Annotated in this window: 12 protein-coding genes and 1 pseudogene; 7 read left to right on the top strand and 6 right to left on the bottom strand. The window is 40.1% G+C overall.

Annotated elements, in window-relative coordinates; all coding sequences use genetic code 11:
* Window positions 1–111 precede the first annotated feature (111 nt).
* Genes AC056_RS04475 through AC056_RS04465 form a run of 3 tightly spaced genes read left to right on the top strand, consistent with a single transcriptional unit; the run spans window position 112 to window position 3,451 of the window.
* Window positions 112–2,211 carry an FUSC family protein gene (locus AC056_RS04475; RefSeq protein ID WP_077162842.1) on the top strand — a complete coding sequence of 700 codons (2,100 nt, stop codon included), beginning with the start codon at window positions 112–114 and terminating at the stop codon, window positions 2,209–2,211.
* On the top strand, window positions 2,204–2,410 hold the full coding sequence (locus AC056_RS04470; protein WP_004699097.1) for a DUF1656 domain-containing protein: 207 nt from the start codon (window positions 2,204–2,206) through the stop codon (window positions 2,408–2,410). Before AC056_RS04475 ends, AC056_RS04470 begins: the two co-directional genes overlap by 8 nt.
* 39 nt (window positions 2,411–2,449) lie before the next feature.
* Window positions 2,450–3,451, top strand: coding sequence for an HlyD family secretion protein (locus AC056_RS04465; RefSeq protein ID WP_019456779.1), 1,002 nt, complete (start codon window positions 2,450–2,452; stop codon window positions 3,449–3,451).
* A gap of 57 nt (window positions 3,452–3,508) precedes the next feature.
* On the opposite strand, the gene ruvX is transcribed toward AC056_RS04465, so the two are convergent.
* The 3 genes from ruvX to recN all read right to left on the bottom strand — a co-directional run bounded on the left by ruvX (window position 3,509) and on the right by recN (window position 6,296).
* A complete protein-coding gene (ruvX, locus tag AC056_RS04460; protein ID WP_004699093.1) occupies window positions 3,509–3,949 on the bottom strand; it encodes a Holliday junction resolvase RuvX in 441 nt (146 codons plus the stop codon).
* On the bottom strand, window positions 3,949–4,503 hold the full coding sequence (locus AC056_RS04455; RefSeq protein WP_004699090.1) for a YqgE/AlgH family protein: 555 nt from the start codon (window positions 4,501–4,503) through the stop codon (window positions 3,949–3,951). Before AC056_RS04455 ends, ruvX begins: the two co-directional genes overlap by 1 nt.
* A 125-nt stretch (window positions 4,504–4,628) precedes the next feature.
* Complete coding sequence (gene recN / locus AC056_RS04450; RefSeq protein ID WP_039251215.1) at window positions 4,629–6,296, bottom strand: DNA repair protein RecN; 1,668 nt, start codon at window positions 6,294–6,296, stop codon at window positions 4,629–4,631.
* Window positions 6,297–6,535: 239 nt separating this feature from the next.
* On the opposite strand from recN, the pseudogene AC056_RS04445 reads away from it, so the two are divergent.
* From AC056_RS04445 to AC056_RS04430, 4 genes and pseudogenes are all read left to right on the top strand, one after another.
* A pseudogene (locus AC056_RS04445) lies at window positions 6,536–6,970 on the top strand (tetratricopeptide repeat protein); the annotation flags it as partial.
* A 76-nt stretch (window positions 6,971–7,046) separates the two neighbouring features.
* Window positions 7,047–7,373, top strand: coding sequence for a pyrimidine/purine nucleoside phosphorylase (locus AC056_RS04440; RefSeq protein WP_000099685.1), 327 nt, complete (start codon window positions 7,047–7,049; stop codon window positions 7,371–7,373).
* 102 nt (window positions 7,374–7,475) lie between these two features.
* A complete protein-coding gene (gene rlmB, locus AC056_RS04435; protein ID WP_004699084.1) occupies window positions 7,476–8,225 on the top strand; it encodes a 23S rRNA (guanosine(2251)-2'-O)-methyltransferase RlmB in 750 nt (249 codons plus the stop codon).
* A 35-nt stretch (window positions 8,226–8,260) separates the two neighbouring features.
* Window positions 8,261–9,169: a DMT family transporter gene (locus tag AC056_RS04430; RefSeq protein ID WP_077162841.1), complete on the top strand. Its 909-nt coding sequence runs from the start codon at window positions 8,261–8,263 to the stop codon at window positions 9,167–9,169.
* A 2-nt stretch (window positions 9,170–9,171) separates the two neighbouring features.
* Here the strand turns inward: AC056_RS04430 and coaE are convergent, their stop codons facing one another.
* The 3 genes from coaE to AC056_RS04415 are packed head-to-tail and all read right to left on the bottom strand — an operon-like array spanning window position 9,172 to window position 11,856.
* Complete coding sequence (gene coaE / locus AC056_RS04425; RefSeq protein ID WP_039251211.1) at window positions 9,172–9,768, bottom strand: dephospho-CoA kinase; 597 nt, start codon at window positions 9,766–9,768, stop codon at window positions 9,172–9,174.
* A gap of 1 nt (window position 9,769) precedes the next feature.
* Entirely contained in the window at window positions 9,770–10,630 is an 861-nt protein-coding gene (locus tag AC056_RS20010) for a prepilin peptidase (protein WP_039251210.1), read from the bottom strand.
* A complete protein-coding gene (locus AC056_RS04415; protein WP_039251209.1) occupies window positions 10,630–11,856 on the bottom strand; it encodes a type II secretion system F family protein in 1,227 nt (408 codons plus the stop codon). Before AC056_RS04415 ends, AC056_RS20010 begins: the two co-directional genes overlap by 1 nt.
* Between the last annotated feature and the right edge of the window lie 8 nt (window positions 11,857–11,864).

Here is an 11,864-nt window from a genome sequence, read left to right as displayed (position 1 = left end):
ATTAACTCATTTGTCTATAAGGCAAATGACAAAGTCGTGTTGTCTTTTTAAAAAGCAAGGGCACGCTGAGGAGCATGCTCATCAGTTCAAATCTGTATTTGAGATGAGTTCATGTTATTAAAGCAAATACTGGCTTTTCGCCCGAGTAAGCTTGATCTAATTTTTGCAATAAAGACATTTATTGCCGGCATGTTGGCATTATTTGTCTCGTTTGAATTAGACCTGATTAATCCAATGTGGTCGATCGGTACTGTCTTGATTATCGCCAACCCTTATTCGGGTATGGTGTCGTCTAAGTGTGTCTATCGTGTTTTAGGGACGGTGGGTGGCGCCATTGTTGCGTTAACAATCACGCCTCATCTGATTAATACGCCGTGGATCTTTACGGTGGTGTTATCACTATGGGTAGGCTTTGCGCTTTATGTATCCTTACTCGACCGGACGCCTCGCAGTTATGCATTTATGTTGGCGGGTTATTCAACTGCAATGATTGCGTACAACGCGATTACTTATATTGATCAGTACAATATTTTTGATATTGCTTTGGCGCGTGTACTTGAGATTTCAATTGGTGTGATTTCAAGTGCAGTGGTTTCCGCAACTATTTTGCCTATGCATATTGGTTCAGCCATTAAGCAGCGTGTAACTAAAACACTCAAAGATACAGAAAACCTATTTGCAAATTTGTTAAATGCAGACCAGCAGCAAAACAATACACAGCTTTTAGCCGCAATTACTCGTGATACAACTGATATTCATGCTTTGGCAGTTCACTTGAGTTATGAAAAAGGTGAATTGCATGGCATGACCAAGCCTTTGCAAGAAATGCTCCATCAAATGTCGATGGTAGTTGCAAACTTGGTTGCTTTGTCTGAACGAATTAAACAGTTACAAGAACTGAATTTTGTTGAAAGTCATGCGGATAAATTAAAACAGCTTTCAGGTCATGTGATTCATTTTCTCGAACAAAAAGACCAGATGACTGATGAAAATGTTTTGCAGTTACCTGACGAGTTTGAAAATGACTTTTTGAACTTAAATGACTCGGCTTCTGAACATCAGCAAGTTTTATTGGCTGCCATGAAAATGGATGTCCGCCACTTTATTAGTAATGTATTGGCTGTAAAAGTTTTATGGCAACGCATTAAGCAGGGTAATAAAGAGATACCAGATAACATTACTCCAATGACTACGACCTACCCAAGTTTACACCGAGATCACGGGGTAGCGGTCAGAGGCGGTATTAGTGCGGTACTCATTACATTTATTGTGACAGGTGTGTGGATTCTGTCTGGCTGGAAGGCTGGATTTATGATGGCACAGATTGGTGCAGTAACTGCTTGTATTTTAACAGCCTTAGATAACCCTGTTCCTGTCTTGCGTATTTTTATATGGGGCAGTGTGGCATCGGCTGTTTTAGTGTTTATTTATGCTTTTGGTGTTTTTCCTCATGTCACCACATTTTGGGAACTGGGACTCGTTTTGTTACCGATGTTCTTATTTGCGGTTTCTATGATGGCAAATCAGGCACTCATGCCTGTAGGTATGGTGCTCGGTATTAATACCATGATGGGTCTGAACTTGCACAATGCTTATAGCATGGATGCAGTGTCTTACCTAGACAGTTCATTTGGTATGGTCATGGGTGTATTGGTATCTCTCATTGTGATAGATGTGGTACGTGCCATGTCACCCGATACCAGTGCAAATCGTATTTTAGCTTTACATTATCGTGCGATGCGCCAAGCGATTTATATCCCTTATGGTATTGAATTCAAAGTTCATTTGAGAGGTATGTTAGACCGTGTTGGTGTCTTAAACACTAAAATGGTGCAGTCAGAAGAGATTAAAAAATCAATTCATCAGGCACTTGTTGAATCAAGTGCAATTGTTGATTTAACCCGTTTGCAAGAGTTAGCAAATCAGGTTCAGTCATCTTCAGAACTGGCTCATCATATTGGGCGTTTGCAACAAGATTTAGATGAGCTATTTAGAGCTAAAGAGAATGAAAAAGATGAAGCAGATGTATTAATACAACATATTCATCAGACTTTGTTTGAACTAAAACAGCTTGCTTCAAATATAGAAGATATGGCTATTCGCCAAAGATTATTTATTTCACTAAATAATATTGCTTATAGCATGTGTCATGTTTCATCAAACCAAATGAATGCAGATCGTACGCTTACAGGAGCCACAGCGCATGGGTGAGTTTAATGTTTACGGTATTTACGTGCCCGCTTTGCTCGTCCAAGCCTTATTTGCATATATATGTTTCCGCTTGTTAAGCCCTTTAACTAACAAATGGATTGCACAAGGCTGGATTGCATTGCCCAGCATTTTCAATTTGTGTTTTTACCTTTTATTACTTTTGGTGATACACCAAGTTTTTGTTGGGTTAGGTGCTTAAAGATGATTGCCAGATTAAAGATTGAGTTAGGTGAGTGAAATGAATCAATTGGAGTTGAAAAAAGTCATCCGTCCAGTGATTTTGATTGTCGCATTAATGATTGCGGTCTATACCATTGTGCATTTGTGGAATTACTATAATGCAGCGCCGTGGACACGCGATGGTCGCGTTCGTGGTGACGTCATTCAAGTTTCTTCAGATGTAGCAGGGCTTGTAACGGAAGTATTAGTTCAAGATAACCAGACTGTCAAAAAAGGTCAGGTACTTTTTAAAATTGATGTTTCTCGCCGAGCTTTAGATGTAGAGCAAGCAAAGTCTGATTTGGCAAAAGCAAAAGCAGCATTTGCTCAAGCACAAGCAGGTTTAGCACAAGCGAAGGCAAACTTAATTAAATCGAGTACGAACATTAAGTTAGCCGAGAAAAACGCAAACCGTTATTCAAACTTAATGGATGGCGCTATTTCTAAACAAGAACAAGATCAAGTTTTTGCAACTCGCGATCAATCCCTTGCAGAGCATGAACAACTTCAAGCTGCGATTGAACAAGCAGAAGCAACTATTAAGCAGCAACAGGCACTCGTTGAAGCTGCGACAAGTAACTTGCATTTAGCTGAACTTAATATGCATCGTGCTGCTGTGGTGGCACCCGCAGATGGAACACTCTCTAACTTTGATATGCGCCCTGGTAATTATGTTCAAGTTGGACAAGCAGTTGCAGCATTACTAGACCGTAAACAACTCTATGTTGTAGGGTATTTTGAAGAGACAAAATTAGACCGTATTCATATTGGCGATGAAGCGAGTGTACAGTTAATGGGTGATAGTCAGAAAATTAAAGGTCATGTACAAGGTATTGCATCGGGTATTGAAGACCGTGAGCGTTCAAGCAGTTCTAAATTGCTTGCAAACGTAAACCCAACCTTTAGCTGGGTTCGTTTAGCGCAGCGCGTACCTGTGAAAATTGTGTTAGACGAAGCGCCAAAAAATCAGCTTGCTTTTGTTTCTGGCCGTACTGCGACAGTACATATTATTGAAAAATAAAAAGCTTAAGTTTTTCTACTCAATAAAAAAGCATGTGTAAAACATGCTTTTTTATTTTTATGGTGTTAAGCCGACTGGATTTCGATACCAACTCTGGATCAGCAAGGCTGCTGCAAAACTATCTGCTGATAATTTCTTTGCGCGTCCTTGTTCTTGATAGAAGCCGAGCTCTTCTCTTGCTTCACGCGTCGTTAAGCGCTCATCCACCATCCAAGTTTCAATATTGGTTTGATGGCGTAAACGTCTTGCAAATTTGCGGGCACGTGTAGAAAGCTCTGACTCACTATCATCCATATTTAATGGAAGACCAACAATAAACAAATCAGGTTGCCACTCTTTTACAATTTTTAAAAGCTGGTCCCAGTTAGGAATTCCATCTTTCATTACAAATAACGGTAGTGGGTTAGCACTTTCAATTGCAGATTGACCTATCGCCATCCCCATTTTTTGAGTGCCAAAGTCGAACGCCATAATTGATTTGGATTGTGTCACAGTCATTAAGCATGTCCGATTTCAGAAGCCAGCCATGTGCGATCTACACCAATCTTTTTATAGGCTGCATCCCAACGGTCATCGTATGGTAAGTTAAAAATTAGATCCATATCGGCATCACAGATAAGCCAGTCACCACGAGCGATTTCATCTTCTAACTGATTTTTACCCCAACTCGCATAACCTAGTGCGATTTGGTAGCGACCCACACCTTCGTTATGTGCAATTGCATCAAGAATATCTTTACTGGTGGTAATACAGACATTTTCACCCACAGCAATAGAAGAGTGCCAAGTTGGTTGGCCAGTATGAAGGACAAAGCCAGCTTCTGGGCGTAAAGGCCCACCTTGTAAAACCTCATGTGGATTTACATTGTCTGCATCAATATCTAAATCATTCAGGAGTTCTTTAATTTGAATGCCAGCAGGACGATTAATGATAATGCCTTGAGCACCTTCTTCATCGTGACGGGCAAGATAAATTACTGTATTTGCAAAAAAGTCATCTGCCAGTTCTGGCGGGGCAATCAGACAACGGTGAGTCATGTATTGTTTGGTCACCTAAGCGGTTCTCCCTCAAAAAATGTCGCTAGAGGGTCTCACGACCCTTTTATCTATATAGGTTCTTTTTATCAACATACAAGAGTTAATCGGATTTCGCCAATCTTTTTCTCTCATTTTCTTTATTAATTTGAAGAAGCCTGAAATTTAAGTTGTCGTAATTGTTTAGCATGCTGTAAGGTCGTTTCATTAATTTCAACACCACCAGACATACGTGCTAATTCAGAAATAATCTGATTTTCATCAAGTTGTACAATGGTACTACTGGCTGGGTTAGTTTGCTGCTTTTTAACTAACAAATGTTGATCAGATTGCGCAGCGACCTGTGCTTGGTGAGTAATACATAAAAGTTGGACATGTTGAGCTAAGTCGGCAAGTAAACGCCCAACCACTTCAGCCGTACCACCGCTAATCCCCACATCAATTTCATCAAACACTAAAACTTCTGCTTCTGTTTTTTCCGCGTTCATGACTTGCATGACGAGTGCAATACGTGACAGTTCACCACCCGATGCCACACGAGCCAATGGTTGTGGTGGTATACCTTTATTAGCCGTAAATAAAAGTTGAATAAAGCTTAAGCCTTCTGCACCTGGTTGTTCTAGGGGTTCAAACTTAAACTCAAAGTGGGCTTCTGGTAGTGCTAAGGGTTTCACTTGTTCGGTTAACTGTTTTGCAAGTGGAGCAGCAGCTTCACGACGAATATTGTCTAAATGCTGAGCTTTCTCTAAAAATTCCTCATGTGACTTTTCTACTTGCTCTGCCAGAGTCTCTGGGTCTTCAAGTTGGTGCAATTGTTCAAGCTCATTTTGCCAAGTTTCGTATTCTTCTTTGAGCGTCTCTGGCTGAGTACGGTACTTACGTGCCAGACGATGAAAAACTTCAAGCTTGGAATTTAGTTCTTCCATTCTTTCAGGGTCAAAACTTTGACGATCAATGAACTGACGTAAATTTGATGTGGCATCATCAATTTCACTTTGTGCATTTAATAATGAGTTATAAATTTCAGAAAGCTGTTCGCTACGTCCAGCATGAGATTCTAAACGACGAATGATCGACGACATTTCTTGAGTAATGTTTTGCTCAGCTTCATCAAGCGCATTCAGGCTATAGCTACAATCTTGCATGATATGTTCATGATGACTTAGACGATCGAACTCTTGCTCGATTTCTTTGTAATCAGTTTGAATAACCTCTTCAAGCTCTTCAATTTGCAGCTCTAAGGTCGCAATACGTTGTAGACGGGTTGCTTGAGCATCTAAAGCTGCTTGGTGTAAACGAATTGTGCGTTGCCATGTGCTATAGGCCTCACGAACATCATTCGCTTCTACATAAAAATTGTTATAACGGTCTAACCAATGCTTTGGATAAGGTGGCTCAAGTAGCTGTTGTTGGCTGTGCTGGCTATATAATTGAACCAGTAAACGTCCTAATTCTTTAAGCTCAGAGAGGCTGCTCGGACGTCCATTGACCCATGCTTTACTGCGACCAGTTGCGAAAATAACACGTCGTAAATGAATTTCCCCAGAATCATCATCTAGTTCATGGTCTTGTAGCCATTTCGCTTCAGGGCTATTGTCCTGATAAGTAAAAACAGCGGTTACATCCGCTTTGTCCGAACCATAGCGGACATAATTTGTATCTGTACGTTCACCTAAGCAGGCAGAAAGTGCATCCAGTAATAATGATTTTCCGGCACCTGTCTCACCTGTTAGAACATTAAATCCTTGTTCTATATCAATAGCTAAATGATCAGCTAATGCAAAATTAATTAAAGTTAAATGTGTGAGCATAAACGCATCCAACGCGCCAAATTATGGGTTAAAGATAGAGAAGTTTTGAATTTGCTACAAGTGATCTATTATTCTAACTGAAATTATAGAACTCCAAGATTCTTGTTCGTTTATTATTTGGCAATAATCGTCGATATCAAAAATTATCAGAATTATTCATAGATACATTTATTTAATTGTGTAGAAAGATATTTTTTACTTGCCAGTTTATTTTTGAAGAGTAAAAAATATATCAGTATTTTCATAATATTGAAGCACATATCAGGGATTATGTTGCCACTGGAAGGTATGCGGACAATCGAGTTATAGATCAACATTATCTGCGTTATTGTATTTGGCCAACTTTAAAACAAAGTGTGCTTGTACATGATAGCCAGCAATTTGATGAAAATAGTGTCAGTTTTCCGGCTTATGAATCAGCTTCAATGCAAGATGAGCCAGATAATTTTCATGTTGGCATGGATAATGGCTCACCAATGATTATAACTGCTGTTACTCACCCAACAGCAGAGAAAGTTTATTGGGTTTTACTCGATGAAAACAGTGATGAAGTTTGTAGATATGATTCAATTGTATCGAATAGTCGAAATATTGAGATTAATTTACCTTATACTTTTGCCAAAAAAATTCAGGCCGAGCAGTGGAAATTACAAGTCTATCCGTATGAAAACTGATTGATTAGTTATTTAGGCACAATTAAACTACATTCAACATAATTTATATAAATGCTGCATTATCTGGAGAATGTGCATGAGTTCAACCCAATTTGATCATGTAACGGTCATCAAAAAGTCAAATGTTTATTTTGGTGGAGCATGTATCAGCCATACCGTGCAATTTGAAGATGGAACGAAAAAAACATTAGGTGTTATTTTGCCGACTGAGCAGCCTTTAACATTTGAAACACATGTTCCTGAGCGTATGGAAATTATTTCAGGTGAATGTCGCGTGAAAATTGCAGACAGCAATGAAAGTGAATTGTTCCGCGCTGGTCAATCATTTTATGTTCCTGGAAATAGTGTTTTTAAAATTGAGACTGATGAAGTGCTCGATTATGTGTGCCATTTAGAAGGCTAAGAAATTCCTGTTTAAATCGGGTACACTATGCTCAAAGAAATCCTGTGAAGTTGGCTTTGCAGGATTTTTATTTTTTTGCTCAAACGTTGTTAGAGGTCAAGCATGGCAAAACCGGAATATTATTATGGCGTTCACTCAGTGGAGTCATTGTTAGAACTTGAGCCGGAACGTGTGCTAACCCTGTTTACTTTAAAAGGGCGGGATGACCAACGTTTGCAAAAGATTTTGCAATTGGCAGAGCCTTTTGGAATTAGTGTACAAAAGGCAAGTCGTGACAGTCTTGAAAAACTTGCAGGTTTGCCATTTCATCAGGGTGTAGTAGCAGCGGTGCGTCCTCATCCGATTTTAAATGAAAAAGATCTAGATCAGATCTTGGCCGAAACTCCAGATGCTTTATTGCTCGCATTAGATCAGGTAACAGATCCACATAACTTAGGTGCTTGTATCCGTACCGCTGCTGCAATGGGCGTGCAAGCTGTGATTGTGCCTCGTGATCGTTCGGCAAGCTTAACCCCAACGGCTCGTAAAGTTGCGGCGGGTGGAGCTGAAAAAGTTAAATTTATTCAAGTCACAAATTTAGCTCGTACATTGGCTCATCTGAAAGAAACAACTCATATACGTGTAATTGGTACTATGCTTGATGAAAGTGCAATGCCAATCCAAAAGTGTGATTTCTCTGGCCCAGTCGTGATTGTGATGGGAGCTGAAGATACAGGTTTGCGCCCAATTACTCAGGCACAGTGTGATCACAAAGTTTATATTCCGATGTCTGGAAATTTACAGAGTCTAAACGTAAGCGTGGCAACAGGTATGGCACTTTACGAGGCTTGTCGTCAGCGTTCTGAGGTATAATTGAGCTGCCTTTCTAGTTTTTAAGCAGTCTTCATATGTCTCCCCGTAAGCAAGGTTATTTCTTTGTATTGGTGACCATGTGCATTTGGGGCGGGTTTACACTTTTCGCTCGTTTAAATGCACAATGGCACATCAGTGCTTGGGACATTGCCGCACTGCGCTTCTCTATCGCTTTTCTAATTTTAATGCCTATCTTAATTTATAAAAAAGATCTCGCTTTTTTATGGAGTAAGCATGCGGTTATTTTGGCGCTCATTGGCGGTGTCATCTATTGTCTGACTGTTTATACAGCTTTTCTTTATGCTCCAGCCGCACATGCTGCAATATTTTTAAATGGCTGCATACCAATCTGTACTGCTATAGCTGCCTATATTTTGTTTAGACAGCCGTTTGATAAACACACTTGGGCGAGTCTCGCAATCATGATCGCTGCCTTAGCACTCATGAGCATTTTGATGCTACGTACAAGTACCTCTGCGTTTGGAGTTGGAGACATACTCCTTTTTATTAGTGCGATTTGGTGGGGTATCTTCACTGTTTTACTTAAACAGTGGAAGCTCTCTGCTTGGCATTCTATGGCAAGTGTTGCGATTTGGTCTGCAATTATTTATTTACCCATCTATGTTTTATTTTTGCCTAAGCACTTCATGGAAGTTAGTCCTGTTCATTTAGCGATACAGGGCATTTTCCATGGTGTATTTGTCGTTATTATCGCAACTTTGACTTATGTTGCTGCCATTCAACGTCTTGGTGCTTTTAAAACGGGAAGTATTGTCACTTTGGCGCCGTTCATTGCCGCTATTTTAGCTGTACCTTTACTTGGTGAGTCATTAAGCCCATCAATTGTTGTGGGCTTAGTAGGTATGGGAATAGGCGCTTTACAGCCTTGGCGCTGGTTTAGACAAGATAGCCTGACACAAAAAATTAAGCAGCAAAATATGTAAGATTAGTTGGTGCGCTTCAAATAGCTTTGATGTAAAGGCTCTAGTTGCTGATATAAATGTTCGAGTAATCCGTCATTAAACACAATGTCATTGGCAAGCTCACGTTTACGCTCGCGTGGCATTTGTGCAGCAATAATTTTCTGGATTTGTTCCTGATTTTGCCCATCTCGCTGGCTTGCACGCTGAATTTGAGTTTGTTCACTCGCATCAACTAATAGAGTGTGATTAACCAATTCATGCTGGTTGGTTTCAAAAAGTAGGGGTGAAACTAAAATCACATAAGGACTTTTTGGGTTTTGTAGCTGTTGAATAATAGATTGGCGAATGGCTGGATGCGTGATTTTCTCAAGCGTTTGTCTAGCTTCAGGGTTTTGAAAAATATATTCACGTAGTGCACGGCGGTCTAGATTGCCGTCGGGTTGAAGCACCCAATCTCCAAAAGTTTGTTGGATTTTTTGAAGCGTAGGTTGGCCTTTTTCAACGACTTCACGCGCAACGATGTCGGCATCGACGACTTGAATTCCTTGGGACTCGAACCATTGTGTTGCAGCAGATTTTCCACTGCCAATACCACCTGTGATTCCCAGAATAAAAGCCATCTTAACCTCCTAAATAAATCTTCATAATCTGATCACCCCATAAAAAGGCAACCCAACCCGCAATGGCAATATATGGCCCAAAAGCAAAAGGCTGATTGTCATTTCTTAACTTTAATAAGATGATGCCAATGATTGCACCCAATAAAGATGACAATAACACAATTAATGGCAGCATCAATGGCCCCATCCATGCACCCAATGCGGCAAGCAATTTAAAGTCACCGTAGCCCATACCTTCTTTGCCAGTAATCACTTTAAATAAGTAATACACAATCCAAAGACATAAAAAGCCGATTAAATAACCCCAAATGGCCGAGTTGGGTGAGGTATAAATATTAAAGGTGTTAATACCTAAACCAAGCGCAGCTAAAGGTAAGGTAAAACGGTCAGGTAGCAGCTGAGTATCAAAGTCTATGAAAGTGAGGGCAATCAGGACCCAAGTCAAGACGAGTCCAAAAAGCATTTGTATGGTTGCGCCAAAAAACATGACCACAACTACAGAGCATAGCATGGTGAGTAGTTCAATTGCTGGATAACGAATGCTAATCGGATGCTGGCAATGACCACATTTTCCTCTTAGCACAAGCCAGCTTATGACAGGAATATTTTGATACCAACGAATCGATTGATGGCACTTTGGACATGATGAAGCAGGTTTGCTTAATGTTAGTTTCCCATGGTCAATAATGGGTTGCTCTGGATTTAGGAGCATTTGACATTCTTGTTGCCAGTCTTGCTCCATCATTTTAGGAGTGCGATAAATCACTACATTTAGAAAGCTACCAATACATAGGCTCACGAGTGCAACTGCAATATAAAGTGCAGTTAAATTTTGAATAAAATAAGCGATGATGTCCTGCATTATACAACTGAGCCCATTTGGAAAATTGGAAGATACATGGCAACAACTAGACCGCCTACCAACACCCCTAAAACCGCCATGATTAAAGGTTCCATCATTGAAGTTAAACCATCAACAGCATTATCAACCTCATTTTCATAATAGGTCGCAACTTTATCGAGCATGCTGTCTAGCGCCCCAGATTCTTCACCAATTGCAACCATTTGTATAGCCATAGAAGGAAAACGGTTAGATAAACGCATGGCAAACTGAAGTTGTTGTCCTGTTGCGACATCTTCACGAATTTTCATCACAGCTTGTTCATAGATGATATTATTGGTTGCACCGGCGGTTGACTCAAGTGCATCAATCAGTGGAACACCCGCTGCGAATGTGGTCGCAAGCGTACGGCTATAACGGGCAATAATTGCTTTATAGACCAAGTCCCCAAAAATAGGTAATTTAAGCGCAAGTTTATCTAAGCCATCACGAAATTTCTTACTACGTTTTTTAGCTTCTAAAAAAGCGGCAATTATTACACCAATCGCGATAATCATAAAAAACCAGTATTCTTGCATCCATTTCGACATGTCTACGACCATTTGTGTAAAGGCTGGTAACTTTGCTCCAAAAGAAGAAAATAGATCCTGAAACACGGGTACGACTTTAACCATCAAAATAATGGTCACCACAATCGCTACCACAATAACCGTTGCAGGATATTTCATTGCTTTCTTGATTTTTTGCTTGAGCAATTCACTTTTTTCTTTGTAAATTGCCACACGGTCTAGCATAGTTTCGAGTGCACCTGATTGTTCACCAGACTCAACAAGTGAACAAAACAAATTATCAAAATATTGAGGATACTTTCTTAAAGCTGAGGCAAAAGTGCTGCCACCTTCAACTTCACCTTTAATACCAAGTACCACCTCTCGCATTGCTGGATTTTCTAAGCCTTCAGCTACAATTTCAAAGCCTTGTACCAGAGGTACACCAGCTTTCATCATGGTCGCCAGTTGTCGGGTAAAAATCGTAATATCAAGCGTTGATACTTTTTTCTTGAATAAACCTTCAAGAATATTTTTACGTTTCTCACGTATGGTTCGAACAGTAACTCCTTGTTTGCGTAAGGTCACTTTAGCTAAAGCCATATTTTTGGCTGGAAGTTCCCCCTTAATTTTTACGCCCTTACGGTCAACCCCTTCATAAGCAAAAGTCGGCATCATTTGTGCCTTTTTGACAGCCATTAGATTAT

Source organism: Acinetobacter genomosp. 33YU (assembly GCF_001990725.1).
Classification (GTDB): domain Bacteria; phylum Pseudomonadota; class Gammaproteobacteria; order Pseudomonadales; family Moraxellaceae; genus Acinetobacter; species Acinetobacter seifertii.
The sequence above is the reverse complement of the archived record's forward strand: the minus strand, read 5'-3'. Positions and strand labels throughout refer to the sequence as shown.